Consider the following 26,723-nt stretch of genomic DNA (forward strand, 5'->3'; position numbering starts at 1 on the left):
AAAGAGATGGTACATTTCCTGATTTACTCGCTCTTCTTGATACCTTTACTGGGTGGAGCGTTATCACTGAAATGGAAGTTCTCTTCGGTGATCTCCTCGTTAGTTAACGTGGTAGTCGCGACCCTGATTTTCTTCTATCCTCCCACAGTGGGGACTTTCTTCGTTGATGATGTCTCTAAGGTATTCGTGATCATGAACGCTTCGATAACTTTCATCGTCATGCTCTACTCTACGGGTTACATAAAGGACGGGATAGTGAGGGAAGGCTGGTATTACTTCCTCTTTATGGTATACTCTGACGCAATCTACGGTGTAGTTACCCTGAACAACCTCGGGTTAATCTGGGCCGCTTTGGAGGCGTCCACTGCACTCACCGTAATACTAGTAGCCTATGAGAAGGACAACGTAACAATGGAAGCTACTTGGAGGTACCTCGTGATAGTTTCCATGGGTGTGTCTATAGCTTTCGTATCCATAATTCTCTTCTATTACGACCTTCATACACTCACCTTGACCTCCATGATAGGCAGGGGGGAGGTCTCTCCAACTATAGTCGCTGCATCACTTCTTGGCCTCCTCGGCTTCGGCACAAAGGCGGGGATCTTCCCCGGGTACACATGGTTACCTGACGCGCATACTGAGGCTCCTGCGACTGTGAGCTCTTCTTTCTCTGCTGTCCTTGTTCCTTCAGCTGCAGTGATAGTGTATAGGATATGGGAGATAGCACCCTTCATGGAGAACTACTTCTTAGCTCTCAGTGGTTTCTCTGTCCTCACTGCGTCCCTCGTGATGGCGAGGCAGAGGTATTTCAAAAGGCTTTTCGCTTACTCCACGCTCGAGAACGTGAACATAGGGTTGATAGGTCTAATAGTTGGACAGCCACTTGGGGCTCTCATACTCTTCTTCACCCACGCCTTCGGAAAGACTGCAGCTTTCCTCTCCTCAGGGGTCTACATGGAGAGGTTAGGGACTAAGAGAATAGACGACGTCGAGAGAGTTGGCTTATCTTCCCCGACGAGCACGTCTCTCTTCCTGTCATCTCTAGCGGTCACCGGCACACCTCCCTTCGGTACTTTCGTAGGAGAGCTTTTGATATTCACCACGTTATTCCACGTTTCAATACCGTTGCTCGCGGTGCTCCTGATCTCGGCTGGAATAGCATTCGTGTCGGTGAACTACCACGTCACAAGGATGGTCAAGTCCAAGGAAGAGAAAGCCTACTCCGGTCTTTTAGGATACATAGCCTTGGCTTCAGCGATTGTGTCGCTATTAGCTGGGGTAATAGCTATAGGTGTTTTGCAATGAGGTTCATAGGTAAGCTTGGGACGACGTGTATCTACGATAGCACCCACACAGAGGAATGCCCTGACTTCGATTTCCACGCCGGGAGTTCAGGAGGATACGGTGAGTTCGCGTTCGTTTACGGGCCGTCCGCTGGAGGTTTGGTTGAAAGCGTCCAATTCAGGATAAGAACTTCAGGAGAGCAGATACTTGAAATATATGCTAACCCCTACTTCAAGACGAGACGCTTCAAGCTGTCGGGCAAAGTTGAAGACGTGACCTTAGAAGTTGAGAGAGTCAACGCTATGTTCTCGGCGTCCCACACCCTGTCTTTCCTCCTCGGCGTGGAGAAATCCATGGACGTCAGCCCTGACTACGAAACCCAGTTGGGAAGAATAGTGGAGCTGGAGCTCGAGAGGGTTAGAAATCACCTTTACGTACTTCACAAGCTGGTGGAAACGGGAGCACTCGGGGTAGCGTCGTACCAGCTCCAAGCAATGCAGGAAACCACCAACAGGGTGATAGGAGAGGCATGTGGACACAGGTACTTCTTCGGCGTTAACTCCTTGAACCACGTGGAGTGCGACTTCCAGAGAGTTGACCTGCGCTATCTAGAGGGTTTCAAGTCCTTCTTTAACGACCTCCTTGAGAACAGGATCCTGATAGACCGTTTCCAGAACAACGGGAGGATAGACCAGGACTGGCTCATAGGACCCGCCGCGAGAGCGTCAGGGAGGAAATATGACGCCAGATACGACTCCGATTCCCTACCTTACAAGGACCTCGGCTTCACTCCATTGACAGAGAGAAGTCCTGACACTTTCGGTAGGTTCCTGGTCAGAGGAGAGGAGGTCATGCAGTCCGTAGACTTAATTCAGGAGGCTGTGAAGAGGTGGAGGAGAAACGAGAGGAAAGAGATAAAGATGAGGGACTCTGGAGAGGCAGAATCCAGAGTCGAGTCTCCCTCAGGGGACATGGTTTACAGGGTAAGGATAGATGACGCTAAGGTGGACGTCTCTTTCTTGCCTCCTTCAAAAGCCAACCTCATTTTCTTACTGAAGTCAGTCATAGGTACTATATTCACCGACTTTCCCTTCAACTGGGAGAGCTTCGGGATTTGGATATCCGAAATAGGGGTTGAGAAGAGATGAACTGGTTCTTGAGAGGATTGAGGAAAGGAATCCAGACCGAGAGGGAGCCTAGGGGAACTCCCCCTTGGGCCTCTTCCTTGGAGATCAACAAGGAATTCAGGGACTGCCCCACTAAGGCGATCCAGGAGAGTTGGGACGCTGGAAGGTGCATTTTCTGTAGGAGGTGCTTCCCAAACCTTTCACCCACGGGAGACCATAGGATGGGAAAAGTGAACAGGACTGAGCCGAAGTTCTCGAGGTCGTTTTACCTTTACCCGCTTGACGTGGGGACTTGTGGAGGATGTAACGCGGAGCTGAAGCTCATAGCGTCTCCACAGTACGATATGACCAGATTTGGTATATTCTTCACCAACACTCCGAGGCACGCTGACGGGGTCGTGGTCATGGGAGTCCTCACGGAGGGAATGAGGGAAGTGTTGAGGGAGACCCTCGACGCAGTGCCATCTCCCAAGGTTGTGGTTCTAATGGGGACTTGCGCGATCAGCGGTGGGGTGATAGGGGATGGGGTAGGACTTGATGCCGACGTGATAATCCCGGGGTGCCCTCCCTCTCCTAACACCATACTTGACGCTTTGATCAGAGTTAAGGGTGGGAAAGGATGGTGATCCTGAGTCTGCAAACTGAGATCTCCGTGATCGAGGTACTGCTCTTCATAATATCTTTCCTGATATCTATGGTTAACAGGAGGCTGGGCTATCTCTCTATCTCTTTGTCCTCAGCGGTTGTAATAGGACTAACCCTCACTCAGGGCTACTCTCCCCTGAACTTACTGAAGATACTCGCTTCCTTCTCATGGTTGCTCCTCTCGTTGACTTCAAGGGACTCAATGTCTCCCATGGTATCGCTCTCAATTGCGGGGATGATGGCGTTCATGGACTCCACCAACTTCTTCATTATGATATCTGGGTGGGAAGTAATGGCGATCTCCCTCTTTTACGCAATCAAGAGTGTGAGGGGATCCGTGGTGTTCCTAGCCTTCGGGGAACTAAGCACAGTCCTCCTCATAGCAGGAGCTTCCATAGCAGGCGAAATAAGCAAGGTAGGAGTATTGTCTGGTACACTGCTCATCTCGGGCTTCCTGGTCAAAACAGGGATAACCCCGTTTTATGGCGTAGACTGGTTCCCTCTCCAGGAGGGTAAGTTGCCTCACTCTGCGTCTGCTCTGATAAGCGCCACAATGACTTTGATGGGTATCTACGGGTCGCTTGAGGTGTTCCAAGTCATGAGGTTTGAGCCATTAGCTTACGTCCTCATAGTCCTGGGCGGGTTCACTGCTTTCCTCAGTTCCCTATACGGATACGTGTCTGACGACGGTAGGGCCTCCCTGGCGTTCAGCTCTATAGAGAACAGCGGAGCCATGGTCACTGCTCTTGGGATCTACGCTCTGGGAGGGATAACTCAGGGGGTGGCGTTGGCTTCATTGCTCATGATAGCGGTCTCAAACTCGATAGGAAAGACCGGGGCTTTCCTTAATTCGGTGTCCTCTATAACCTTGTCCAAACCCTTCACGAAGAACGCGAAGAGCTACGCAGGAATGGTGATGATAGCCACATCCCTCTCAGGTCTGTTACCTACTGCCGGGGGAATAGGATCCTGGGGGATCCTGGAAAGCTTGTTCATACAGTCCTACCTATCCGGCAGTCTGGGAGTTATATCCCTGGTTGGAGGAATTTTCATAGCCCTAGCCGAGGGTTTCGCTACAGCGTTGATCTTGAAGTATGCGTCCTTCAGGCACTTCTTCAGGAGAGGGAGTGAGCATGATGAAGACTGGATCCCCAGGCTGGTCTCAGGACTTTCAGTGCTAGCCTTGGGAATCCTGATCTCTTACTTGGTGTTCCCCAAAAAGGGAGGTCTCCTCGGAGTGATCTCGGGAACGTTAATACTGACATACTCTACCAAACCTTTCGGAGGGATATCTCCACTCTACATTGCGCTAGTTGCGGGAATTGGTACCCTAGTGACGATGGCTGTGGTAGGTAGGCCCAAAGGGAGGAGAGTGAAGGTTTGGAACAACGGGGTCGACAAAGAGGAGGACTACACTCCTTTCGCAATGGCTAACAATGAAAGGGTAATGTTGAAGGTCATCCTTGGGACTGAGAGGTTCAGCAGGGACGCTTTCCTGTCATTCTTTGCCCTCATTTCTAAGAAGTACAGGGCGTTTAGTGATGCTCTAGCTAAGTTGATCTTCAACGGAAAACTCAGCGTGTACGTCGCATACTTGTTGATAGCATTTATACTTATCTTGATCTTAGCGTCCCTCTACGGATGAGACGTGAATTGTCAGAATCTGCTTCTCCATCCTGCAGAGGTTTTTGATCTTCGCAAAATGACTCTACTCACCCATAATACTTGCCTATCTAAAGTCAATATTTAGAATCGATAATATTTTAAATAAATTTTCATTATTTAGATCAAAGAATATGATTTATTGTAAAGATACAAAATAAAGAGTTAAAGTATGTCTCTGACTTCTCCCCGTCCTTACCGGTAGATCCAAAATCACTACCATGAAAATAAATCTGTATCGTTATTAAGTGCCTGGAGATTGCATAGAAAAATTTTGAAGCCCAGTAAAACTCTGGGAACAAGAGGATGAGGAGGAGGCGGAACTCCTCCCTCCTCAATATGCCATTGAACATGTACAGGAAGTAGAAGACCATGGCTAACACAGAGGTGAACCCGCGTCAGGACGAAGATGAATAGTATCTCAAGTCAAAGACAATCTCATTCAATTTAAGAGACGATAAAGAAATAGTTGAGCTAAAACAAGACTTTCTGAATAAGGTCAAAAAATTTATAAATAAAGAATATAACATGAAAATCGTTGTAACTGTATCAATATGTGTTTTAATTATCGACATGATTAAGGTACTGTTACCAGAAGAAATACAGGTAATCGTATCGATAATACTTCTCACTTCAGCATTAATAATATGTGCAAGTGCGTTATTGTCTTTCAAGTCAAAATCAAAAAGTATGAAGGAAGTTTAATCTCCAGCGTATTTCAGCGGAGTAAGTCTCGTTGAGACACCAAGGCCAGATCTATAGTGCCTGCAATGATATTTGAGAATGCAGGTTTGGAATGGAGACACTACGTCATGAGCTTTATCCTAGGGGGGTTTAAGGGGGCGTAAGACCCTAGTCAGGGTAGGGACGGATAGCCCCCTTTGTAACAAAGGATAAATACGACAAGTACCACGTATACGTTAATGACAGTCACAGACTGGGCAAGCGTAACCGAGATGCCTTGGTTAAAGCGAGGGTCTATGTGGTACGCCTCTGCTCCAATCAGTAGTACTCTCGACACGTGGGATGTTCGCAAGATCAGGGTCAGGACGACCCGTAGAGCCTGTGGAGCTCCGCCCTCTACCTTCTAGGCAAGGTGGAGCCGTGAACCAGGAAGCCCCACCCGTAAGGGCCGGGTAGTTCACAGGACAAGACATCTTCCATGACGGAAATGGAAGACCCCAGCAAGATGATCTTTGTCTTACTGCCCTTCAAGGTCTCGTCCACTATTTTTTGGAAAATAAAGAGAACGCTCGGGTCTTCCTTGATCATGTAAGGGAACTCGTCTATAGCAACTACACTGTCCCTGAGGTAATGAAAGACTGACTCCCAATCCTCTTTCGCGTACTTTAAGTCATGGAATTTACCCTCAGCTATTTCCTTGAATTTCCTGAGGTTATTCTTCTCCGTCCCTAGGTAGTAAATGAAGTCACCTTCCAAGGCGTTCAAGACTAGGAAGGTCTTCCCTATTCTCCTCCTTCCATAGATTACGATCAGCTCCACGTTATCAGAAGCGAGCCTCTTTTTAACTTTGCGGGGGTTAAGGGGGCGAAAGTCCCCTTCCGTTAGGGAGGGGATGGATAGCCCCCTTATAGAAATGTTTTTACAGTTATCAAAAAATAAGTGCAACTATGCGGTACAGATTGGACAGAGGATCGCACTCGGTTTACGCTCTTTACTATCACTATGTCCAAGTGGTGAAGTACCGCAGGAAGGTGTTCGATAACGAAGAGATTATAAACTTCCTAAAGGAACAAATTCAGGAAATAAGCAAAACATTCGAGGTTGAGGTCATAGACATAGGAGTAGATAAGGATCATTTCCACATGTTATTCAAAGCAAAACCAACCTTGAACATACCTAGATACGTGAACGCCATCAAGACAATCACGTCTAGGGAAATACAGAGGAAATTTCCACAAGTGAAGGAAAAACTGTGGAAAGGACACCTCTGGTCGCCATCGTATTTCCTAGCAACAAGCGGACAGGTAACACTAGAGGTGCTAAGAAAATATGTGGAGAGCCAAGGAAAAGAGTAACACAATTCAACTCTCGTTCAAGTACAGGATTTACCCGACAAGAGAAGCAGAGGAGAAACTCCTCCGCGTCATGGAGATTGAAGCTAAAGTGTACAACGCGTTGTTAGATGCAGTAAATAATGCAAGAAAAGAGAGGAAAAAGATAACACCTAAGGACACTCAGGCAATGTTGAAGGATCTGAAAATAGAAGGGAAGGAACTAGTTTATTCTAAAGTCCCTCAAATGGTGAACAACCAATTATGGTACAACATTAACGCTCTTCACGAACTGAAGAAGAAAGGAAAGAAAGCGGGAAAATTGAGGTATAAGAAAATCATGAAGACTATCAATTACAACCAGTCAGGTTTCAAAGTTCAAGGAGACAGACTCGTTCTATCTAAGATAGGCGAGGTCAAAGTCCTCTTCCACAGACCGCTAGAAGGTGAGGTAACGGGGGTTATAATAAAGAGGGGTGCCACTGGTTGGTATGCCATCTTTCAAGTCGAGGTTGAAAAGAAGCCTTTAGAAAAAACTGGGAAAGTGGTCGGGATAGACCTAGGAGTTGAGAAACTCGTAACTACTTCAGACGGCATAGTGATAGAGAACCCCAGGGTCTTTGATAAGGTAGAGGGGAAGATAAAGATCTTGCAAAGGTCACTAACAAGGAAGAAGAGAGGATCAAGAAACTACGAGAAGACCAGAAAGAAATTAGTTAAGCTACATGAGCATGTGAAGAATTTGATGAGTGATTATATTCATAAGGTGACTTCGTGGCTTGTTGAACAATACGACGAGATATATATGGAAGGTCTTGATGTGAAGGAAATGGTTGAGAATAACGAAAGTAAGACTTTGAGGAAACATATTCTTCATTCCAACTTCTCCAAATTCATGAGCTACCTCTCCTACAAGGCTGAAAGAGCTGGTAGGAGGGTAGTGAAAGTAAACCCAGCGTACACTTCGAGGACGTGTGCTCGATGCGGATATGTAAAGAAAGACCTAACATTAGACGACCGTATATTCGTTTGCCCTAAATGTGGTTGGGTTGCAGATAGGGATTATAATGCTTCTCTAAATATTTTCCATGCGGGGTCGGGACTGCCCTTAAAGCCTGTGGACAGGAAACCTCTGCTATACATACCCTTCTCTGAGGGTGTGTATAGTAAGTTTCCTGGAAGAAGCAGGAAATCCCCATCGCGAGGTGGGGATGCCCCGTCCGTTAGGGCGGGGTAGTTCACTAGCTTTGAGTTCGTGCTCTCTGTCAACCATATTCATAAATATGATATTTTAAAATATGATATTTTAAAATTAGGTCACGGAGAAATGTCTTCTGTTTGAACGGATGAAATATAGTTGACCAGAAGTCTAGCTTCCCCCTAATTTCTATCCCGCATAGAAAGGGAAGTTCACAGGAGTACTCTGATGCTTGCCTTTCTTGTTCTCGTCATCCAGGTTGATTGAACGACTTAGCCTCGGTTAGCACTTTATGGTTTTCCTCCTCCTTCTGAGCAGTTTTTGATGCATCCTGCCTCATGGTAAATATTTTTTATGAGGCGGTTTAACCTCTTTGCGCCGAGGTCCAGACCAGTGGAGTACTTGAAGCGCTGTACCAAGAGGAGGGAGAGCGCCTTTAGGGTCAAGAAGCCCGTGTCCCTGGCCCAGGTCAGGGAGAACCCCCTCTCTAGTCCCAGGTAGCAGTTTACGGGAATTCCTGGAGCCCAATTTTTTTCGTTTTGCAGTGTGATAAAATAAATTTTATCCATTTTACAGTGAGGAGGTTTTCGAACCTATAGCTAGTTATCTAATCTCTATCCTATCGTTATTGAATTATTTTTTAAGGTCACCTAACTTTGCAAGGATTTTCCGATAAAAGCTATCCTCCTTCAATTCTTCAACAGTTTATCAAAATTCAATGAGAAAAATCAGCATACCCTTTTTAATGCTCCCCCACAAACATATACTTACGAAGATTGTTGAAGATAAGGACGGTGAAAGGTTCCTGGAGCTAGAGAGTAAGGAGGACCTAAAGAAGTTCAGGGAGATGGTCATCGAGGCTTATTACGAGCTCAACCCCGACCGTAAACGTCCTTGTGAGACCCAATCTCCAAAATAAATACTATACAGTTTTTTGAATCTATGCTGTAAATTATTCTTATATCGCCCGTAACTTCTATTGAAAACATAGGGTTTCCGTACCTATCCTTTCCTAACTTCTCTATGGCATATTTGAAAGGGTTTTCTTGTAATAAATCTAGCTTATCAAATATTAACATTAATAGCTCTAAGTTAGAGAACTTCTTGGCCACAAACTTAGCTAGATCCTTCTCACTCTCGACATCTCATCCTAAACCTTACTTTCCAATTCTCGCAGACCACAATAAAAGAAATAGAAAAATAATTTAAAAACTTTTCCCTTTTCGCTTAATATCTCTTCAGGAATAATAGTTGTGAAAAGTGAAGTAGCGTTCGTGTCTCGGTCCTTTCATGGGGATTTTACTCCCCAGTAAAATGGAGGTCTTTTTCACTTCTTCCTCCCACCACTCCTTCTCTTCCTATTCTTGCTCACCTTTAGCGCTCTGTACTCCTCTATCCTGTGATTGCCTCTCTCACGTCTGTCACTCCCCTCAACATCTCAGCTATACCTGCTCACGAGAGCTGAGGAGGTTCACGAAAGGTCTCCTCCCGAGCTGAGGGGTCTCCTTTAGTGAGCTCCAGCTTACCCTATTCACCCTGTCCTACATGAGTGGAATTAATTCTACATGTTCCTTTAACCTAACAATAATTAATCTATTTACACGCATCGTCATGAAATATAAGCTTTCTCCCTTGAACGACACTTGACTAGTCCAATTTTGGCTTAATGTTGTCGTTTATCTCAGTAAAAAGAGATCCCCATACCGACTTCCCGTTCTGGCCTACTTTATTTTCCTTTAGCTAGAAGAAACCTTTACTGATTCTTTTTCTCTTCATATAACCTCTTAGCATACTCTAAGACTTCTTCGGCAATCCTGATTGTCTGTTCAGCGTCATAAGCTGAGTAGAGCATTTCTGGAGGAGGTACCAGTTTCCTCATCTCCGTACATTGACAGTTCCCTTTCTTTCCTCAAGGACCTTGAGTAAGATGCGAAAACATCTATCCTATCCTTGAACCACTGCGGAAACTTCTCCGCGTTATTTCTCAGTATAGGGCCTACATCGTGAAATTTGGGTGGTTCTATGTTAACTAGCCTGAGACAAGCCTTGAGAGAAAGTTCTACAGCTTCTTGGCAAAGTCTCACCGCTATGTTATACTTCCTTCTCTCATGTTCTGTTTTAGCTAAACTTAGCCTTTCTTCTGCTTGCGAGAGATACGAAAACGCCAGGGAGTCAAAGTTCAATGGTTTCACCAAATTTCGAGCTTTTCTTTAGCACCCAGTACCACTTCTTACCCATCTTGATCCTTTCCGCCCCTAATTCGATTAGCCTATGCTCTAATCTTTGCAATACTTTAGTGAAAAATTGATCCTTGTCGTAGAGTATTGTCGCATCATATACCATGTCTAGATAAAGTGGGGAAATCTTCTCTGCCTCCTCTGGAGTTTTGAGAACGGGGGAGAGAGAGATACGTAATAACCCTCTCTCCAGTACTTATCTAAGTTAAGTTTATCCTCAACTCTGGTCTCAAACATCCTGATTCTCTTAAAAATGCTATCTGTAGGTAAATTATTCATGATTATCAATAAATCTACGTCGCTATCGTTTCTATTGTCTCCCCTAGACACGCTTCCATAAAGCACGATTGAGATAAGGTCGTCCTTAAATTCTTCCTTCATTATTTCAACGATTGTATTGAGTAAGGTAGCATAAGGCTCTTTGATCACATGACATATAAATCCTGAAAATCTAATAAGCGTGTTGCCTTAAGTTGATTGGCATGGGTTTTCTGCGACCCTTTTCGTCTCCACGGAGATTGGCAGTTTAAGACCCATATCTCTGGGACAGTTATGTTGACGTCCCACTTTGGCTATCAAAAGGTTTAATTCTTCTACTGGGAATACGTGAGTACTTATAAATCCTGAAAGACACAATGTAAGCATGGAGTGGAAAATAACTCAAAGAGAACCTAAGAAAGCTAAAGATGTCTCGTGCACAATAGACGAGTTAGCTTCGCTCAAGGAAATAAGGGATAAACTAGGAACTAAATCTAAACAGTTTGTGATGGATGTCCTTATAAAACATCTTAAAGAGAACAAACTAACATTTGATGATCTGGCGAAAAAGTATTCCGAACTCGGCAGAGGTGAACTGGAGAGCCTTATAAATCTCCTTAAAGAGAAATCATAGGTCATGGAGCGATCCCATCCCTTTATTAGCTCTCTTTCTTTTCTTCATTTTACTTCCTATCCTTTTCATTTCTCTTGATTTAATTTAAGCAATAACATACTTAAATATTAAAAACTGAATTAGTCTTATAGTTTTTGAAGATTTATCGTCTCTTCTTCAAAAGAAAAATCGAGAGAATTGCGATCGTAACCAATACTACTACAATAAAAGTCTTGGAGGGAAAACTATTGATCTCAGATATGCGAGATGAAGTAGTCCCGTTTAAAACGTTGGAGAAAGACGAGGTACCAGAACTTGATGGATGAACCTGAATTCCTGATGAGGTCGGTGAACTCGAGGTAGAGTTATTCGTGGAAATAGTTGAGTTTTGGGAGGCACTGGAGAACTTCATTACGTAATCCAGTACACTGGAATTTATGTAGCCTTTGTCGTATAGCATCATGTATCCAGTGTAATTATTATGAATTGTAGCGACGTATCCATAATGGATTGGATATTGTAACGGGATCGGGTAGGTCCAGTTTGAAGGCGACAACAGAACTGGAGGTCTTTCCATGGAGAAGTTGAAAGCCCTCAGGATCCCTTGGACGTCTGAATTGGCAACTATCTTGTTAAGGTAAGGCAGGTGCCAGTTATAGTCTATGAAGCCTAGCAGAGTGTAACCAGACATGGTAGAATTGTCTATCCAACCTTCCCTGGAGTAAGGCGAAATGATGAGGAGAGGAACTCTTTCTCCTAAGACGGAGTAATTGTATATACCGAGAGATTGAAGAAACTGATCTTCTCCTTCACCGTAAGTGTAAATTATGGGTGGAGGAACTTGATCATAGAAACCTCCTCCCTCATCAAAGGTGATGAAAATAGCTGTGGAATTCCAGTAAGGGCTCTCCATAATTGCATTTATATATTTCACCAAGTTCTCCTGACCTAATGTTAAATTAAAAGGAGGATGAAGGTCCAATGCGGAGTGAGAGTCATATCCCTTACCTCCGGTGAACATGAGCCATGAGACTGATGGCAATTGACCGTCCTTTAGGTCTGTCAGGAAGACGCTCGTGTTGAAGTAATGGGACGAATAGTCTACGTTACCGTTGAACGCCGAGAGGGGGAAAGGAGGTATTATTCCGCCCGTGTATCCGTAATCGAAGTAGGCCCAGCTCACTCCATCGTTTGAAAGTTGATACATTATAGTGTCGCAAAATGGTATAACTCCACTCACGAAACCGTCTCCAGTAACGTTGGTAGAGAAACCCGTGAGATAAGCTAATCTATTTGGCTGAGTGGACTCGAGCACGGGTGAGAAGTAGTCGTCAGCTAAAACGTATTCCTCAGCGTAGTCCCAAAGGAGCGGAACTTGTGCATTGGTAACGTATGCCATAGACTGGATTCCTGATCCTTCCACGAAACCGTTCATCAAACCGAAGTTCCAATCCTTGTGGTATGGTTTGAACCCTTCAACAGGGTCAGTCAATATGATAGAACCATGATAGGGTTTCACATATCCTCCGTTCCCGTTCGGGACTGATGTGCTTAAGTTCAGACCTACTGGTCTCATTAGAGAACAAGTAATGTTATCCTTTATAAGAGGATTTCCGAAAGGATAGGTACCAAATAGATTATCGAAGGAATGATTCTCGAGGATTATGATAACTACGTGTTTGATTGGAGTGGCAGTAGAAGGAGACTCAGACCTTGCAGGGACTAAGGCGAAAACCATCATTGCAATCAAGGCTATAGTAAATAGGAGGACTAACTTTCTCATAATAGATTCTAGCCTTTGTAAAAATAAACCGTTATCGGATTAGCTGTATAAGCAATCTATAATATGATGTGCAATGATTCACTGGATGTCCGCTGTATGTTTAGGATAGCTGTAGTTACGTTATGTCTTATGGTCATGTCCACATGGTTTCTGCTTCATGACTTCGGCTTTTGTTATCCATAAGGCCAGTGCCATTTCCTGAACTAAAGTCAGAAGCTCGATGTCATATGAGTTCCAATTTCTTGAACTCACTCTTTCACTAAAAGAGTTTCTTTAACTTACAGGAATAACACCATTCTACAAAATTATTAATAGAAAGGAGATACATAATGTATTTAAACCAATTACGTATGAAAGACAGATCCTATAATTTCTCCCACCCATCCTTGGTTCTCTTCAGACCTATTATTCTCCTCATTACACTACTCCTAACTTTATCGTAAATATTGAAAGGATCACAATCTGACTTCCTCCCCGCCCTAAAGGGCGAGGCTTTCAATCTTTTGTAAATATCGTTGGACGCTTTAACTTTGCGGGGGTTAAGGGGGCGAAAGTCCCCTTCCGTCAGGGAGGGGATGGATAGCCCCCTTATAGAAACGGTTTTATATTTGTATGTCAAAATTTCCTTAGACCTTGGCTGTAAGAGCTGGGTCAGTACCCTCGGGACTGGGGGAACTTACGCTTGTGGAGAGGAACCCTCCGTAACCCCTCTTCCACACGGTGCATCAGAGAACGGTTCCGTTCGATGGAACCTCCGCTGTGGGTGAAGGGGGATCGAGGTTCCTCTGAGAAGCAGGAAATCTCCATCGTGAGGTGGGGATGCCCCGTCCGTAAGGGCGGGGTGAGTTCACGAAGTATCTATATGAAGCTCTTCCACCATCAAGCCTTGGTAAAGCAACGAGACCACATTCTTGGCGAGAATCGCCACCATGTAGCCCGTATTAGGGACAAGATGTAGGTCAAAAGAAAGAAGCATCTCCAGGGGAGGTCATCAGTGAGCCTACTTGACTTCATATCTATGCACGAACTTGTTGAAACTACAACGCGGACTCAATGTAACAATGTCCTGCGCTTAGTTGAATATATAGCGTGTATATACTAAATAAGAAAAATATATATACTAGCATCAAATAATGGAATTAATAGAAATCTAATAGTGTAACTTTCATTTGAAGGCGGGTGACAGAATTTGGAAGATGCCATAATTCAATTGACTGGAGGGCTAGATTCCACGGTTTTAGCACATCACCTGAAGGATAAGTACCGAATTCACGGAGTCTTCATAAACTACGGTTACGCACCTCAAGTCAAGGAGTTTGAACTGGTCAAAGAGTTGGCCCAGAGCCTCGCCATTGAACTCAAAGTGGTGGACTTCTCGTCTTACATAAAGTCCTTTGACCTGTTACCTATATCCTCTAGCAATTACATGTTGAAGCATCAATTCCTGATCGAGATCCTCGCTTCCCTGTCTGCTTACCCTGACTTGAATAAGGTATTCGTGGGTTGGCTCAAAGGAGAGTGGAATAAGAAGAAAGAGATGTTAGACCAAGTTCAGGCAACCCTGGACTTCAAGGTAATCGCTCCTTTCTCCGACCTAACTAAAGGAGAAGTGATAAGGCTGGGTCAGAGACTGGGAGTAGACTTCACAAAAACGTGGAGTTGTATAGTGTCGGGAAAGGTTCACTGCGGTTTCTGCATGCCGTGTAGGTCTAGAAAGAGGGCGTTCAAGGAGTCTAGCCTTGATGACCCGACACATTACTACTACAACGAGAGTCCAGACGAGATCGACGAGTTCATCAGTAAATCCAATGTGGAGGAGACATACGGCAGGTTCATCAAGCCTTTCCTCGAGTACACTAAAGAGTACTCAAAGGAGTTCGTGGATAACTACATCAATCTTATGAGGAAAGGTAATGGATGAATGGAGCAGAAATCATACGTCATGATGTACAGGTCTATCTTCTCACTCTTCATAGGCTTCATGAGTTTCGCTTACGTTGCCCTGATGGATGCTTCAGGGCTAGAGAGCTTCCAGATAGGGCTCATATTGACGCTGAGCCTAGTGACGACATTGGCCTCTTACGTGTTTCTAGTGGTGTTTCCAGTTCCTAGGAACGTAACTCTCTCAGCTCTGATGGAGGTTACGATAGGTCTTCTCCTCATGTTCTCCAGGAACATTTACGGCTTCGTGACGATAGCCGTCCTCATGGGAGTCTCCAACTCCTTCTTCTCCTCCGTGATAATAATTCAGAAGGACTTCGTAAGGAAGGACTACTCCGTCATGATGACGCTCACGTCGATCTTCAGCATAGTTGGGGTAGGCTCGTTTTACCTCAGTTCGGTAGTTGGAGTGAACAAGTTGTTGGCACTGATGACCTCGGCTTTGATCCTTAACGTGGTAGTGTCCTCTAGGCTGAAGTACAAAGAGCCCAGGGAGAGCATGAGGGATCTTTTCAACAGCATGAAGACTGTAGGGAAGACCTTGTTCTCCGTGAGCTTCTTCTCCGTGTTGAGGAAGGTCCTGACGGGAAGTTACATTCCGTTGATCCTCTTGTCTTCATTCCCAGATTATTCTCCTCAGGAGATAAGTCTCTACTTAGCGCTTTCTAGGATACCGTTAATTTCCTTCTTGTACTTTGGGCATAGGACTAACAATAAAGCCTTCCTGGTCTTGTCCGTCGTGGAGTTACTCCTGTTCTTGGCACTCTCATCATTCTACAAGTTCTCACTGTACTTGTTCCTGGCTTTGATCCTCCTGATTAACGCTGGGGGTTACTTGAGGGCTCCAGTCACAGAGGAAACAGTGGTGAAGATGATGAATTTCAGTACGAAGCTGTCCGCTTTCTTCAACCTAATCGACATGATGTTCTCTTCCCTTGCGTCAACCTTGTTTGCATTCTTGATAGAACTGGACTTGTATTACGTGATCTTCCTTTTGACTGGCTTTTCCTCTTTTCTATCGAGCCTCATGATTTACAGAATCATGACAAGAGAAAGTAAGTCGTAGTAGTACTCAGCTTAACCCTGTTTACCTAGATGACAAGACTTTCAACTCCTTGTAAGCAGTTTCACGTCCTCATCGTCCAGCTTAAAGTCCAAAGATGAGGCTATTTCATCTACGTGTTCCACACTAGAAGCCTTAGGTATAGGAATGGACCTTCTAGCGATGTAGTTCAAAACTATCTGAGCTGGGGTTCTCCCGTATTTCTGAGCTAACTTCTTCACCCTCTCGTCTGAAAGGGATCTTCCCTGGCCTAATGGGGAGTAGGCTATTACCTTAATTCCGTTGCGTTCACAGTAAGGCATCAGGTCCTTCTCAGGGTCCAAGTGATTGAGGTTGTATTCCACTTGGTTTGCCTCAATTTCGTGGAATTTCCTTGCCTCTTCCATCAATTCAACTGAAAAATTACTCACCCCAACACATCTCACCGTCCCTTCTTCAACGAGTTTCTCCATGGCCTTCATTGTCTCCTCGATTTTGACCTCCTGATTAGGCCAGTGTATCAAGTAAAGATCTATGTATTCACTATCCAGCCTCCTCAGACTATTCCTTGCAGATTCTATGACATCTTGAAACTTCAAGTGTGAAGGCCAGACCTTAGTTATCACAATGATTTTCTCTCTATCTAGACCCTTTATTGCCCTTCCTACCAATTCCTCCGCATGCCCCCCGCCGTACATTTCGGCAGTATCTATCACGTTGATCCCTTTTCCTAAGGCATGTCTTATTACTGAAACGTAATGACCATCATTGGAATAGTCTGGAGTCCAATATCCTCCACCCATCTTCCATGTACCTAAACCTACCGGACTAGCTTCCTTTTTGCATAACTTCATTGCTTTATAATTGTACTTTTTCTATTTATATTTTTAATGATAACATGAGAAAGGTAGAAAACGGAAGGTGATGAAACGATATACCCAAACATATATCTTGATATAGAAGATACTTCATTGTCGTCAAATCCCTCATACCTAAGGTAGACTAACATAGTGTGATTCTTTCTCAAATCCTATTTAGATCAAATCGAGCTTTAGAAGGACGTTCTTAGAGTTAAGAAATTTCGGAAAAAAAACTAATATTTAAATATAAGGGGGCTATCCATCCCCTCCCTGACGGGAGGGGTCTTCCGCCCCCTCAACCCCCGTTAAGTTAAATGCACTGAAAGGTTCCATTTATGTCCTGATAACTGAAGCAGTCCACAAAACACTCTCATGAGAACTTCATAGGCAGATAAGAAAGATACCTGTTTATCCATATATAATTTAAAAAAATAATTAATCCTAATATGATATAAATATTATTGCAATGCTATCAAGACGCAACTCATAATCGCCCAATACCGCAGCGTGAGAAACGACCCTAACTTTATTAACTGTAGTATGACCAGTAACTGTAGTGGCTACAGTTGCTTTTCGACCTTCACCCGAAGGAGAGGAGGGAAGAGCTATTCGGGAGGGAAAGAGAGATAGAATATTCTGTGAATCAATTGTTATCAAAGAATTGGATTTTAATAGGAGGACAGAGGGAGATGGGCAAAACCAGTCTGATGAAGGTCGTAATCAACGAGTTAAGGAAAGAGCACGGTTTCAAGGGAATCTACATTAACCTCAGAGGAGTTAGAAACCTGAACTCGTTGCTAGAAATGATGTTGTCTGAGATCAGTAACACTAAGATAGAGCTGAACGTGAGAATCAACTTCATGATCGGGTCAGCGGGCGTCAAGGTTAAGAAGGGGGCTAAAGTAGTTAATAGCCTCATTGAACTGCTCAACTCAATTGAAGATAACTTCGTCATAGGACTCGATGAGGTCCAGGAGTTATCTCAAGCCAGTAAGTACTTTTTAGACGTATTAGGCAACGTCTTCACCTCCAACGAGAAAGTCAGGTTCATATTCACTGGGTCTTACATAGGAGTTACCAGATCACTCATCGACCCGCCTTCATTATCCCCACTTCACGGGAGGCCTCCGGTAGTCCTGAACTTAAGGCGCTTCAGAGAAGAGGAGTCTGCGAGCTTCCTCAAACGCGGAATGGAGGAGTTGAACCTCGACTTCAACAGGGAAGATCAAGTCGTGAAGAGGTTGGACGGAGTGGTAGGCTGGTTAACTCTTTTCGGCAACCTCCACGCGGTTAGAGGAATGAGTTTTGAAGATGCGTTGAATTCAACTGTGGCAGAGGGAAGCAAGATCATGGTTGATGAGTTCAAACACTTTCTTGAAAACAAGGGTAACAAAGCCTTGTATGTGAAACTGATGGAGATAGTCAAGGTAGTGAGCAGATGGAGCGAAATCAAAAGGGGCATAGAAATAAGCCTGGGCAACATAGACGACAAGGAACTAACCTTAGCTCTCGACTCGCTCGTGAACAACAACTTCATGGAGAAAGGGGATAAAGGAGAATACAAGATAGTCGACCCTTTGTTGAGGGAAATAGATTTCGGCAGAATATGGCTACCTACCTAGACCACGTCCTAGCTTACTAGCTTAGTTGAAAACCGAAACGTGCCATAGTTCTTCTCCTCTGACTTCCTCCCCGCCACGGCGAGGGTTCCCCTCATCGGTTCGTGTTTACATCTCTCATTTGAGGGGCAGTCGAGAGGGTCAGAGAACCCCTATTTAGGTTCATGATTGCAATAACGTCACGGTCGTTCTCGTAACCGCAAGACGGAAAGCGGAAAAATACCTATGAGAGATCTCCTCCATCCTTTTCCTACTTTTAGGGCATGAAACGGAAGAGTAACTGGGATTCACGAATTCTACGACCGCCACGCTTCCTAGCTTGCCACACTATCCAGTACTGAACACGACGGTACTGCATTAAATACAGTTTATCACGAAACTCTTTAGATAATTTATCAACATTCTTAATTAGGTTCTTGAGGTTCTCCAACTTAATAACGTTGGCACCGAAATCCTCAGCAACCTCAACAACCCACTTTCCCACTTTTCTAGCATCCTCCGTAATCCTCTTAGCCTTTTGATGAAGAGAACGAATCCTGTGAAGAATCCTCTCGTTCTCCCTCCACCTCCTTGGGTACTTCTTCTGCAAATTCTCAGCTGAAGACTTGCAGTGATGAACTTCAAGCCTAGTTGGGATCCTAACATAATGAGTATCATCATTTCCTACGACTACCTCACCCATGTTAACATCAACAGCAACACTTTCCCTTGGTTCATCTCTCTCCAACGGTTTGTCAAAAACGACCTTGAGGAAAGCATTGTCTCCTTTAACTATTAGACGTGCTTCTTCATCCTCCAAATCATGTAGTCCTTGAGGTTCCTGGGATAACCCAGTGGTAGTTTTCACCAACACTCGCTATCCTAACAGTCATGTTATCGAAGTCCACGCTATAGCTCGCTCTAGGGTAGCCACACTGTAGGTTTGTACACTCTCGGGAAACGTCCTCTTCTCGGGTTGTTGTACCAACCCTTGTATATCGCGAGAGCATCCCTATAACAGTCCTCAGCAACCTTTGATGGTAGGTCGTATTCCTCTCTTAACTTCGTGTATAACTCCTCGTGGACTTTTCCTAACACTCCCTTCTCTTCCGGGTTCGGAACATTTTCCTTCAACCAAAATAACGAAAAACGTATTGCTTTCACGTAGTTGTTCACGAGGGCTAGGAGGGGTTCAGAGAGAGCGATCTTCATAGAAACAGTAGCTCTGATCGCTTTAACCCTCCCAGCCATTAAAAAAAGAATTTCGAAAAAAGAAGTATTTAAACAAAGGGGACTATCCATCCCCGCCTCAGAGAGGCGAGGCTTTCCGCCCCCTTAACCCCCTTTTTCTGTAATTGAAATTAAGACTCAAGGCGTCTAAAGCCATCAATTCCCATGGTATTAAAACAAAATTTTCTACCAGCAGTTTCATACACAAAGAGGGAAAAAATCTTCTTCATGTTCAAACGTGAGCTGAAGGAGAAAGCTCTACCTCCTCTGACCTTCTTCTCTGACCTCCTCCTGTTTCTTCGGCATTGCCAAGTTTGACGAAGGTGCCATGAAGCCTTCTATAGCGTTTCCCACTGCGAGAACTGATTGAAGCAGGTCTCTATAGTATTTTTCGCCAATAGAATCTGAAAATACTGCCCTCTCTAGATACGACAGTGAAGCCATTACGTTCTCGTCTGCGAAGCTCCTCATGTCCTCCCTTAGGATATTGAACTCAGTTTCTGCATATCCCTTGACGTCATCAACGGAGAGAGACGTCTTCACCAAGTCCTCCTCTCCCCTCATTGAGAGGAACAGCCCTATCCTGGCTATGTTCTCCAACCTTTCGAGGTACCTTCCAGCCCAGAAGATCTTGTACCCAGTGGACTTACTCTGCGTCAACTTTCACCTCTAACCTGCTCAATCTCCCCTTTCCTGAACTGATGAATGAACCCTTAATGGGGGGCGTGTCGTTGTAGTCCCTTCCCACGGCGAACTTGACATACCCAATGTCGTAAAGGATCCCCCTGGTAGGGTCTATCGGAACCCATCCCGCAGGAGAGAGGAACTCCACCCAAGCATGGGTCACCTTAGGGTTTTTATCCACTAATCCCATGACGTATCTGGCTGGCACGCCTGAAGCCCTGAGGATACCTATGGTAACGTGGGCGAAGTCCTGGCAAACCCCCTTACCTATTTTGAAGCTCTTCGACGCCTCAGTGTCTATGTAAGTGGATCCCGGCTCATACTCCATCCTTTCCCTAACTAAAGATACGACGTTCCTGATTAGCTCGTCTAACGTGTGTGATGATCTCCTAACCTTAGTTCCAATCTCGGAGAAGAAATCCACGTCTATCAGGTCACTCGAGAAGAGGTACCTCTCTTCGCCTATCCTACAAGGGAGGACGCAGTCAACCATGGGGACTCTCCTAACCTCTACCTTACTCTGACTACTAATGACTAACGATGTGTGCTGTTCCGTGACTTTTATCCTGTAATTTATGTTCCCGAATGAGTCGGTGAACCTGACCTTATGGCCCTCTGGCTCTGTCCCCACTTCCTCGTGGATTAACCTCTGGTTCCCTGAAGGATACGGCACGATCTTCACTATGTTGTCGTTAAGCAAAACCACACTTTCGTACTCATAAACAGCCTTGTACGTGACGCTCAGCAAAGTCTTCTCTTCCTGCATCTTAGCTCTCATCTGATCCATACAGGCTTCACCAGTCCTCCGGAGCTGTTGTTTGTGACCCTGCTCCCCACCGGGGCGACTCTTGACAGAACTGAGTCGGCTGTACCCTCTGTGAACGTGAAGAACCTGAGGTCTGCGTAAGTCTCATAAAACCGGTCATCTATGACTGAAAGAACTGTATCGAAGTCTAATAGTTCTTGCGCTATGAACTCGGTGGGGTTCTTCCTCAGCTCCTTCAAGACGACCGCCCTCTTGTTCACGTCTAACTCAGACATTATGAAAGTGCCGGTGCCACCGTACCCTTCTCTCCTCTTCAGGACTAGCTTCTCTATGACGTCTTCATTTATCTCCTCTACTGGGAAGGAGAAGGGTTGCCTCAACTTCGGCTTTATACCGTAATCCTCCATTATCTTGGGCATGAAACAGAATGTCATCTTATCGTCCGCTATCCCAGTACCGGGGGAGTTGACTATGTTCACGTCTCCCCTCAAGTAAGCCTTCATTAACCCAGGTGTTAACACGTCCAAATCCTCTATCCTCCTATATATTACGTCAACTTTCACGTCGCCCTCCAGCGTTTTTGCCAACACCTCACCTCCTTCATAACGTAAATCTGATGGTTCGACCATCAACAAGTTCAGCCTGTCAGAATAGAACTTATGCTCGAAATACGCTGAGTTATACGTACCGTCAGTCAAAATCGCTATCACGGGGTCCCTGGTGTCAGAAGCCCTAATCAAGGTACGCATCATGGTTAACATCGCTTGCTTAGACTTCATCCCGAGCTTCAGCACTGACTCCACTATCTCTTGAGATCTCTTAGCGTAACTCATACCCGAGGGTACCCTTACGTTGTCCTCCAGGATTAAGGGCTCCCCCTTGACCTTCACTATGTCCTCTCCCATGATGTATACGTAAATCCCATGAGGGGGATCGAAGCCGAACATCTCGGGTCTGAAGTAAGGCGACTTGACCACCAGCTCCTCGTTAAGTCTGGACGGCTTATCATGGTAGATGTCGTAAAGCAGGCGATTCAGGGCATCCATCCTCTTGCTCAGTTCCACCCCTATTTCGTTGAACTCCCCGGAGTTCAGAACCCTTGGTATTGGGTCTATCTTAACAGGTCTGAAGAAGTACCCCGTGTAGAAAGTGAAACCCGATAATGAAGCTAATCTGTTCACCAAACTTGCTACTTCTGTCGGGTTTACCGTATTCAATTTTTCAATTATTTCTTTATATCTTGAATCATTATACTCAAAGAACTCATCATTTTCTGACAACTTTATATCAAACATCGAATCCTATCTGCCTTATCCAATAGTTAAGCCTTTCTTCAGTTTGCATAAAAACTTTTCATATTACGGTGTTCTGTTTCATCAATACCGTGATCTAAATAGAAAGTTTATACTTAACAAGGGTTATTGAAAGGAAATATTTTATAGGAATATAGCCATTTTATCTATATCTAAAGGAAAATATAGATAAAAGAGGAGAATTTTTAAACCGTTAATAAAGAAAATCTATTGAAAAATATTGAACTAAACTACAACGCTTGATCACTTTATGTATGACAAAGTGAAGAACAAGCCTCACCCTTTAGGGCGGGGAGGAGGTCAGTTGGAGCTTTGCTCCCGTAATGATCTTTTCTACTCTATTTTCGTTTTACTTCCTCGCTCAATTTATACATAATCCTTACGGTATGACACTAACTTCTATTATCTTAGTAGTTTCGTATATTATAAAATTTTCTTAAATAATGAGCCTGCAATAAAGTCATTACGAAAGAATGTTAATTGCGTTATGTAAAGAGGACGGGATAACGGTTAGGGAATTAATAAATAGGTCAAAAATCAGTTCTTCAGCTTACCGTTCTCCTCTAGATTTCCTAATAAACATAAGATTAGCCAAGATCGAGAAAGGCGGAGAGAAAAGAGATGATAGTTAGACTAACTAATAACGGTAGAGAAGTTTGCAAAAAGCTCCAAGAACTTTATGATATATTAAAAAATATGAAACATACAATAGAAATTTACTCTGGGCTATCATTACCTATAGATGAGTTGGAGAAACTTGTTGATAAATACCTTATTATAGAGGTACACCGCCAAGAATAATGGCGATAGCAAACGATGACGAGGAAGCTAGGAACAAATTTTTAGACTTATCCGATAAAACTGACTTTAATAGGGAGTCTGATTTCCCTAAGGCTATAATATTTCTAACAAGAGATATGTTGAAACACTATTTATGATTCAATTCATCAACTTCCTTCTTTATTTCCTCCGGTAACATGTTGTAAACTTTCCTCATCTCCTCCCAATTTAAGAGGTGGTACCATTTAGCCTTCTTAGCTTTAACTTTGCGGGGGTTAAGGGGGCGAAAGTCCCCTTCCGTTAGGGAGGGGATGGATAGCCCCCTTATAGAAACGGTTTTATATTTGTATGTCAAAATTTCCTTAGACCTTGGCTGTAAGAGCTGGGTCAGTACCCTCGGGACTGGGGGAACTTACGCTTGTGGAGAGGAACCCTCCGTAACCCCTCTTCCACACGGTGCATCAGAGAACGGTTCCGTTCGATGGAACCTCCGCTGTGGGTGAAGGGGGATCGAGGTTCCTCTGAGAAGCAGGAAATCTCCATCGTGAGGTGGGGATGCCCCGTCCGTAAGGGCGGGGTGAGTTCACTTAACAAATAGTCCCCGTCATTCAATTCCAACTCCTTAGCCTTCTCCATGGGGACGGTTACCCTATAAGTAATATACTCTTTCCCGTTTTTCTTGCTCTTAGTTACGGAGACTTTACTTACGAAAACTATTTCCTTTTCCAATCGTTTAGTTTCCATGATTATCACTTTCTACCAAAAACTCATAAATCTTGTTATGAATAAAATGATTCTGGCAGAATGTGGCTAAATGCAGTATCGAGACACTTAATGCAATACTAGTAGCAGTTTACGACGCTACCAACGGTTCATTATCGGCTCACATCCCTTTAGAAGCAGTATTGAGGAGGTTCCCAGGAATAAGGAAGAAACAGTAACGCTACTCATTTTTCAGTACTATTATTCCTGAAGAGATATTAAACGAAAAGAGGAAAGTTTTTAAATACATTTTCTATTTCATTTACTATGGGTTGTGAGAACTGGAAGATAAGGTTCCTAATGAAAAAAGGCCAGAAGCTACGAAGAGTTCACGGACTACGCTTTAGATAACTTCAGCGACAAACTGTTAATGCTCGTTCTAGAGAAATTGGAACTATTACAAGAAAATCCTTTCAGGTATGCTAGAGAGAAGCTAGGAAAGGATATTTACGGAAATAATATGTTCTCAATAGAGGTTACGGGAGATATAAGGGTGCTTTATAGCGTTGACTCAAAAAACTGTATCGTATTTATTTGGGAGGTTGGGTCTCATAAGAAGGCTTACGGGCGTTAGCCTTTTCCCTAGCTCTCTTTAATAAGTCCTCCTTAAACTTCTTAAAGTCCTCCTCATTCTCAATTTCCAGGAACCTATTACCGTACTCATCTTCAACAATTCTCATATGTATAAATCTCTCACAGAGGTTATTAAAGGTGCAGTCTAGAATAAACTCCACAGTTTACTGAAACAAATCCTAAACCGTAACGCCATTACTACTTCTTATTCACACTTCTTAGCCTTGAAATAATGCTTATATACCATTTCTTTAATCTGGGCAATTTTTTGACTTTGCATTCTTTGATAAGCATTTTTTGGTGTATGACCTTTTACCATTTCATATAGTATAGGTACACTAGGTTAAAAATTTTCAATATCGATTATAGATATAAAGTTATATAACTAGGCGTTATCGCTCTGTCATTAATCCTGCCAGAATCTCTGATTTTTTACAGAGAAGGGCAAGCTCTTATGGAAAGTAAGGATATATAACAATAGCATCATTAATCCTACTGGAAGGGATAAAGAAAACTAATCTTCTAATGTACTGTTGAGACCTAACAATATTTTTAATCCTGCTTAAGGAGAATTTAGATTATTATGCAGAAGGTAGAACTTTATGATAAATTAAAGATATATATTGCAAAGATATATATTGCTAGGAGATGGTGCTGCACAGTGAAATACCCCGCCCTCACGGACGGGCATCCCCACCTCGCGATGGGGATTTCCTGCTTCTCAGAGCAACCTCGATCCCCCTTGACCCGTAGCGGAGGTTCCACCAAGGAACCGTTCTGTAATGCCTCGTGTGGAGGGATTACGGAGATTTTGCTCTCCACAGGCTTAAGTCCCCCAGTCGCGATGGTACGACCCAGCTCTTATAGCCGAGGTCTAGGAATATTATTGTTTTTTAGTATAAAACGTTTTTATAAGGGCTATCCATTCCCTCCCTGATGGAAGGAAACTTTCGCCCCCTTAACCCCCGTAAAGTTAAAGGAAATTGAAGAGGCTTTAAGAATTGATGAAGGGACAGCTTTCATACTTTCTTACGAAATCTTCACGGTAAGGTAAGTATTTATCCATAAAACCAAGTTGCCGTTTTCTCATGTAAAAAGCTGATGTAAGCCCTCTTCGTTTCGCTCTTTTTCATGATTTTAATAATTCTGTGTTCTAGTCCAATCTGACCTACTCTTAAGTTTAAAACCTCACCGACACGCAAACCTGTCTCGGAAAGAAGTAAGAATAGAACCTTAGCTCCTAAGTCATTGATGCTGTTGAAAATTTTCTTCAAAATATCTAATGATGAAGAAGGAGGTTTGTAGTTGAACTTCCCTTTATTTGAAGGAATCATAAAACTCTTTGCTACCCCGGAATTTTTCGGCTTTATTATTTCCTTAATGAATAGTTTAAGGGTCGTTGCATAATGCCCTTGCTTTATTTAGATTATCGCTTTGCAGGTCCAGCATATATTCCTTAATTCTTTCAGGAGTAAGCTCATAGTTCAAATCAGATAATATTCTCCTTATATTTTGAATATGCTCATCTGCGGTCCTTTTTGCCCTATTTTCTCTTACATATCTCTCAAATAATTCGATGCCATCTTTAGTGACGATATAACTATTAGATGATGACTTAAGATAATCCCCTAAGCACTGCCATATTAAATTAATGAAAAAATTACGGAAACCCTCGTCCTTAACTGCTTTAACTACTACGCTTAAAGCAATGGTCGGGTCAACTTCGACGGTCCTTAAGCCGTAAATAATATCTGAGAGCTCCTCAATAGTAAGAAGTTCTGCAGCTTTCTCAACTACCTCATCTGGGATCCTCCGGATCTTCCCATTGATGTAGGTTAAGCGTACTTCTGTTTACCTATTTTATTTGAAATGTAAGATAGCCCCTCCTTTTCTACCGCTTTTTTAGTATCTTTAACTTCTTATCGTCGTCTAACTTTGAAACGTCGATTTTTTTAGCATAAAATGTATAACCCCCTTTGTATATTCTACGTAGTTGCAAATTTAACGCTCACAGTTGCATGAACGTAAAATTTCTCTTAAAGATCGTTAAAATAGGGCTCGAGCCGGGACTTGAACCCTGGACCACTGGGTCCATAAGCTCCGGCCTCGCAAGAGCAGCTGAACCTTATCCAGTTACCATTAATCAGTATCTCTGTATGATGATACTGTCCAGGCCTGCTGTTACTTTCTACGTCACCGCTTATCTTAATAACTCCATATTCATCAACATCCACAAGTATAATCCTTACCCTCTTATCTGTAGATACATATACATATTTAGTATTAGCAGTGATGCTAATGCTCATTCTTCCACCTCTAACGTAACGTACTTTAGCTTTTTCTTCAATTCTG

At 43.7% G+C, this 26,723-nt stretch carries 25 protein-coding genes and 7 pseudogenes; 14 read left to right on the forward strand and 18 right to left on the reverse strand.

All coding sequences use genetic code 11. The features are described from left to right. The first annotated feature begins 6 nt into the window (after positions 1 to 6). Genes IC007_RS03870 through IC007_RS03885 form a run of 4 tightly spaced genes read left to right on the forward strand, consistent with a single transcriptional unit; the run spans position 7 to position 4,701 of the window. Positions 7 to 1,305, forward strand: a complete 1,299-nt coding sequence (locus IC007_RS03870) for a proton-conducting transporter transmembrane domain-containing protein (protein ID WP_162302169.1) — start codon at positions 7 to 9, stop codon at positions 1,303 to 1,305. After that, a complete protein-coding gene (locus IC007_RS03875) occupies positions 1,302 to 2,432 on the forward strand; it encodes an NADH-quinone oxidoreductase subunit D-related protein (RefSeq protein ID WP_054846793.1) in 1,131 nt (376 codons plus the stop codon). The genes IC007_RS03870 and IC007_RS03875 overlap by 4 nt, the downstream gene beginning before the upstream one ends. Further along, positions 2,429 to 3,037: an NADH-quinone oxidoreductase subunit B family protein gene (locus IC007_RS03880; RefSeq protein WP_054846794.1), complete on the forward strand. Its 609-nt coding sequence runs from the start codon at positions 2,429 to 2,431 to the stop codon at positions 3,035 to 3,037. The genes IC007_RS03875 and IC007_RS03880 overlap by 4 nt, the downstream gene beginning before the upstream one ends. Beyond that, a complete protein-coding gene (locus tag IC007_RS03885; protein ID WP_054846795.1) occupies positions 3,031 to 4,701 on the forward strand; it encodes a proton-conducting transporter transmembrane domain-containing protein in 1,671 nt (556 codons plus the stop codon). The genes IC007_RS03880 and IC007_RS03885 overlap by 7 nt, the downstream gene beginning before the upstream one ends. 142 nt (positions 4,702 to 4,843) lie before the next feature. On the opposite strand, the gene IC007_RS03890 is transcribed toward IC007_RS03885, so the two are convergent. Beyond that, on the reverse strand, positions 4,844 to 5,101 hold the full coding sequence (locus tag IC007_RS03890; protein WP_054846796.1) for a hypothetical protein: 258 nt from the start codon (positions 5,099 to 5,101) through the stop codon (positions 4,844 to 4,846). A gap of 145 nt (positions 5,102 to 5,246) precedes the next feature. Between IC007_RS03890 and IC007_RS13245 the strand changes: the two genes are divergently transcribed. After that, positions 5,247 to 5,423 (forward strand): hypothetical protein, encoded by a 177-nt coding sequence (locus IC007_RS13245; RefSeq protein WP_156303857.1) that lies wholly within the window; start codon positions 5,247 to 5,249, stop codon positions 5,421 to 5,423. Positions 5,424 to 5,574: 151 nt separating this feature from the next. Here IC007_RS13245 and IC007_RS13250 read toward each other — a convergent pair whose 3' ends face one another. Further along, positions 5,575 to 5,739, reverse strand: a complete 165-nt coding sequence (locus IC007_RS13250) for a hypothetical protein (RefSeq protein WP_156303858.1) — start codon at positions 5,737 to 5,739, stop codon at positions 5,575 to 5,577. Positions 5,740 to 5,852: 113 nt separating this feature from the next. Then, positions 5,853 to 6,296, reverse strand: a pseudogene (locus IC007_RS03900) (AAA family ATPase); the annotation flags it as partial. 53 nt (positions 6,297 to 6,349) lie between these two features. On the opposite strand from IC007_RS03900, the gene tnpA reads away from it, so the two are divergent. After that, complete coding sequence (gene tnpA / locus IC007_RS03905; protein WP_054846797.1) at positions 6,350 to 6,757, forward strand: IS200/IS605 family transposase; 408 nt, start codon at positions 6,350 to 6,352, stop codon at positions 6,755 to 6,757. Continuing rightward, complete coding sequence (locus IC007_RS03910) at positions 6,732 to 7,970, forward strand: RNA-guided endonuclease InsQ/TnpB family protein (protein WP_149528392.1); 1,239 nt, start codon at positions 6,732 to 6,734, stop codon at positions 7,968 to 7,970. The genes tnpA and IC007_RS03910 overlap by 26 nt, the downstream gene beginning before the upstream one ends. A 251-nt stretch (positions 7,971 to 8,221) precedes the next feature. Here the strand turns inward: IC007_RS03910 and IC007_RS03915 are convergent. The 4 genes and pseudogenes from IC007_RS03915 to IC007_RS03935 all read right to left on the reverse strand — a co-directional run. Then, a pseudogene (locus IC007_RS03915) lies at positions 8,222 to 8,428 on the reverse strand (ISNCY family transposase); the annotation flags it as partial. A 375-nt stretch (positions 8,429 to 8,803) separates the two neighbouring features. Then, a complete protein-coding gene (locus IC007_RS03925; protein WP_370685225.1) occupies positions 8,804 to 9,043 on the reverse strand; it encodes a type II toxin-antitoxin system RelE family toxin in 240 nt (79 codons plus the stop codon). A gap of 641 nt (positions 9,044 to 9,684) precedes the next feature. After that, a pseudogene (locus IC007_RS03930) lies at positions 9,685 to 10,114 on the reverse strand (HEPN domain-containing protein). After that, positions 10,104 to 10,597 (reverse strand): annotated as a pseudogene (locus tag IC007_RS03935) (nucleotidyltransferase domain-containing protein). Before IC007_RS03935 ends, IC007_RS03930 begins: the two co-directional pseudogenes overlap by 11 nt. Before the next feature lie 214 nt (positions 10,598 to 10,811). Here IC007_RS03935 and IC007_RS03940 point away from each other — a divergent pair. Next, positions 10,812 to 11,060 (forward strand): hypothetical protein, encoded by a 249-nt coding sequence (locus IC007_RS03940; protein WP_054846883.1) that lies wholly within the window; start codon positions 10,812 to 10,814, stop codon positions 11,058 to 11,060. A gap of 142 nt (positions 11,061 to 11,202) precedes the next feature. Here the strand turns inward: IC007_RS03940 and IC007_RS03945 are convergent, their stop codons facing one another. Next, the gene (locus IC007_RS03945) at positions 11,203 to 12,780 is read right to left on the reverse strand and encodes a phospholipase C (protein ID WP_306344639.1); all 1,578 of its coding nucleotides are present in this window, start codon (positions 12,778 to 12,780) and stop codon (positions 11,203 to 11,205) included. 1,231 nt (positions 12,781 to 14,011) lie between these two features. Here IC007_RS03945 and IC007_RS03950 point away from each other — a divergent pair. Continuing rightward, on the forward strand, positions 14,012 to 14,743 hold the full coding sequence (locus IC007_RS03950) for a 7-cyano-7-deazaguanine synthase (protein ID WP_054846884.1): 732 nt from the start codon (positions 14,012 to 14,014) through the stop codon (positions 14,741 to 14,743). Continuing rightward, a complete protein-coding gene (locus tag IC007_RS13255) occupies positions 14,744 to 15,829 on the forward strand; it encodes a hypothetical protein (RefSeq protein ID WP_162302110.1) in 1,086 nt (361 codons plus the stop codon). It begins immediately after the preceding gene. A gap of 41 nt (positions 15,830 to 15,870) precedes the next feature. Here the strand turns inward: IC007_RS13255 and IC007_RS03960 are convergent, their stop codons facing one another. Continuing rightward, on the reverse strand, positions 15,871 to 16,659 hold the full coding sequence (locus IC007_RS03960) for an aldo/keto reductase (protein ID WP_054846885.1): 789 nt from the start codon (positions 16,657 to 16,659) through the stop codon (positions 15,871 to 15,873). 572 nt (positions 16,660 to 17,231) lie between these two features. Here IC007_RS03960 and IC007_RS03965 point away from each other — a divergent pair. Continuing rightward, on the forward strand, positions 17,232 to 18,287 hold the full coding sequence (locus tag IC007_RS03965) for an AAA family ATPase (protein WP_149528395.1): 1,056 nt from the start codon (positions 17,232 to 17,234) through the stop codon (positions 18,285 to 18,287). Between the two features lie 91 nt (positions 18,288 to 18,378). Here the strand turns inward: IC007_RS03965 and IC007_RS13735 are convergent. From IC007_RS13735 to IC007_RS03990, 4 genes and pseudogenes are all read right to left on the reverse strand, one after another. Further along, a pseudogene (locus IC007_RS13735) lies at positions 18,379 to 19,514 on the reverse strand (IS200/IS605 family accessory protein TnpB-related protein). Positions 19,515 to 19,751: 237 nt separating this feature from the next. Next, positions 19,752 to 20,153 carry an alpha-E domain-containing protein gene (locus IC007_RS03980; RefSeq protein ID WP_149528396.1) on the reverse strand — a complete coding sequence of 134 codons (402 nt, stop codon included), beginning with the start codon at positions 20,151 to 20,153 and terminating at the stop codon, positions 19,752 to 19,754. Continuing rightward, positions 20,140 to 20,964, reverse strand: a complete 825-nt coding sequence (locus tag IC007_RS03985) for a transglutaminase family protein (RefSeq protein ID WP_232049010.1) — start codon at positions 20,962 to 20,964, stop codon at positions 20,140 to 20,142. Before IC007_RS03985 ends, IC007_RS03980 begins: the two co-directional genes overlap by 14 nt. After that, positions 20,952 to 22,238 carry a circularly permuted type 2 ATP-grasp protein gene (locus IC007_RS03990; protein ID WP_149528397.1) on the reverse strand — a complete coding sequence of 429 codons (1,287 nt, stop codon included), beginning with the start codon at positions 22,236 to 22,238 and terminating at the stop codon, positions 20,952 to 20,954. The genes IC007_RS03985 and IC007_RS03990 overlap by 13 nt, the downstream gene beginning before the upstream one ends. Positions 22,239 to 22,877: 639 nt before the next feature. Here IC007_RS03990 and IC007_RS13740 point away from each other — a divergent pair. Continuing rightward, on the forward strand, positions 22,878 to 23,057 hold the full coding sequence (locus IC007_RS13740; RefSeq protein ID WP_232049011.1) for a hypothetical protein: 180 nt from the start codon (positions 22,878 to 22,880) through the stop codon (positions 23,055 to 23,057). 366 nt (positions 23,058 to 23,423) lie between these two features. Here IC007_RS13740 and IC007_RS13260 read toward each other — a convergent pair whose 3' ends face one another. Then, positions 23,424 to 23,780, reverse strand: coding sequence for a hypothetical protein (locus IC007_RS13260; protein WP_162302152.1), 357 nt, complete (start codon positions 23,778 to 23,780; stop codon positions 23,424 to 23,426). 62 nt (positions 23,781 to 23,842) lie between these two features. Between IC007_RS13260 and IC007_RS14050 the strand changes: the two genes are divergently transcribed. Both IC007_RS14050 and IC007_RS04010 read left to right on the forward strand, forming a co-directional pair. Beyond that, on the forward strand, positions 23,843 to 23,977 hold the full coding sequence (locus IC007_RS14050; RefSeq protein WP_256202719.1) for a hypothetical protein: 135 nt from the start codon (positions 23,843 to 23,845) through the stop codon (positions 23,975 to 23,977). 88 nt (positions 23,978 to 24,065) lie between these two features. Further along, positions 24,066 to 24,372 (forward strand): annotated as a pseudogene (locus IC007_RS04010) (type II toxin-antitoxin system RelE family toxin). Here the strand turns inward: IC007_RS04010 and IC007_RS13420 are convergent. The 4 genes and pseudogenes from IC007_RS13420 to IC007_RS04020 form a co-directional block, all read right to left on the reverse strand. Further along, positions 24,329 to 24,478 (reverse strand): hypothetical protein, encoded by a 150-nt coding sequence (locus IC007_RS13420; protein WP_167747976.1) that lies wholly within the window; start codon positions 24,476 to 24,478, stop codon positions 24,329 to 24,331. The pseudogene IC007_RS04010 and the gene IC007_RS13420 overlap by 44 nt on opposite strands. A 493-nt stretch (positions 24,479 to 24,971) precedes the next feature. Then, positions 24,972 to 25,193 (reverse strand): hypothetical protein, encoded by a 222-nt coding sequence (locus IC007_RS13265; RefSeq protein WP_162205020.1) that lies wholly within the window; start codon positions 25,191 to 25,193, stop codon positions 24,972 to 24,974. A 196-nt stretch (positions 25,194 to 25,389) separates the two neighbouring features. After that, positions 25,390 to 26,355 (reverse strand): annotated as a pseudogene (locus IC007_RS14280) (tyrosine-type recombinase/integrase); the annotation flags it as partial. A 52-nt stretch (positions 26,356 to 26,407) separates the two neighbouring features. Then, on the reverse strand, positions 26,408 to 26,677 hold the full coding sequence (locus IC007_RS04020) for a hypothetical protein (RefSeq protein WP_232049012.1): 270 nt from the start codon (positions 26,675 to 26,677) through the stop codon (positions 26,408 to 26,410). Positions 26,678 to 26,723: the final 46 nt, after the last annotated feature.

Source organism: Sulfuracidifex tepidarius, from assembly GCF_008326425.1.
Taxonomy (GTDB): Archaea; Thermoproteota; Thermoprotei_A; order Sulfolobales; family Sulfolobaceae; genus Sulfuracidifex; species Sulfuracidifex tepidarius.

Bases quoted from the DNA above. Each gene is read 5' to 3' on its own strand.
- IC007_RS03870 (WP_162302169.1), top strand. From the start codon at position 7: ATGGTACATTTCCTGATTTACTCGCTCTTCTTGATACCTTTACTGGGT.
- IC007_RS03875 (WP_054846793.1), top strand. From the start codon at position 1,302: ATGAGGTTCATAGGTAAGCTTGGGACGACGTGTATCTACGATAGCACC.
- IC007_RS03880 (WP_054846794.1), top strand. From the start codon at position 2,429: ATGAACTGGTTCTTGAGAGGATTGAGGAAAGGAATCCAGACCGAGAGG.
- IC007_RS03885 (WP_054846795.1), top strand. From the start codon at position 3,031: ATGGTGATCCTGAGTCTGCAAACTGAGATCTCCGTGATCGAGGTACTG.
- IC007_RS13245 (WP_156303857.1), top strand. From the start codon at position 5,247: ATGAAAATCGTTGTAACTGTATCAATATGTGTTTTAATTATCGACATG.
- tnpA (WP_054846797.1), top strand. From the start codon at position 6,350: ATGCGGTACAGATTGGACAGAGGATCGCACTCGGTTTACGCTCTTTAC.
- IC007_RS03910 (WP_149528392.1), top strand. From the start codon at position 6,732: ATGTGGAGAGCCAAGGAAAAGAGTAACACAATTCAACTCTCGTTCAAG.
- IC007_RS03940 (WP_054846883.1), top strand. From the start codon at position 10,812: ATGGAGTGGAAAATAACTCAAAGAGAACCTAAGAAAGCTAAAGATGTC.
- IC007_RS03945 (WP_306344639.1), bottom strand. From the start codon at position 12,780: ATGATGGTTTTCGCCTTAGTCCCTGCAAGGTCTGAGTCTCCTTCTACT.
- IC007_RS13255 (WP_162302110.1), top strand. From the start codon at position 14,744: ATGGAGCAGAAATCATACGTCATGATGTACAGGTCTATCTTCTCACTC.
- IC007_RS03960 (WP_054846885.1), bottom strand. From the start codon at position 16,659: ATGAAGTTATGCAAAAAGGAAGCTAGTCCGGTAGGTTTAGGTACATGG.
- IC007_RS03985 (WP_232049010.1), bottom strand. From the start codon at position 20,964: ATGGATCAGATGAGAGCTAAGATGCAGGAAGAGAAGACTTTGCTGAGC.
- IC007_RS03990 (WP_149528397.1), bottom strand. From the start codon at position 22,238: ATGTTTGATATAAAGTTGTCAGAAAATGATGAGTTCTTTGAGTATAAT.
- IC007_RS13740 (WP_232049011.1), top strand. From the start codon at position 22,878: ATGATAGTTAGACTAACTAATAACGGTAGAGAAGTTTGCAAAAAGCTC.
- IC007_RS13260 (WP_162302152.1), bottom strand. From the start codon at position 23,780: ATGGAAACTAAACGATTGGAAAAGGAAATAGTTTTCGTAAGTAAAGTC.
- IC007_RS13420 (WP_167747976.1), bottom strand. From the start codon at position 24,478: ATGAGAATTGTTGAAGATGAGTACGGTAATAGGTTCCTGGAAATTGAG.
- IC007_RS04020 (WP_232049012.1), bottom strand. From the start codon at position 26,677: ATGAGCATTAGCATCACTGCTAATACTAAATATGTATATGTATCTACA.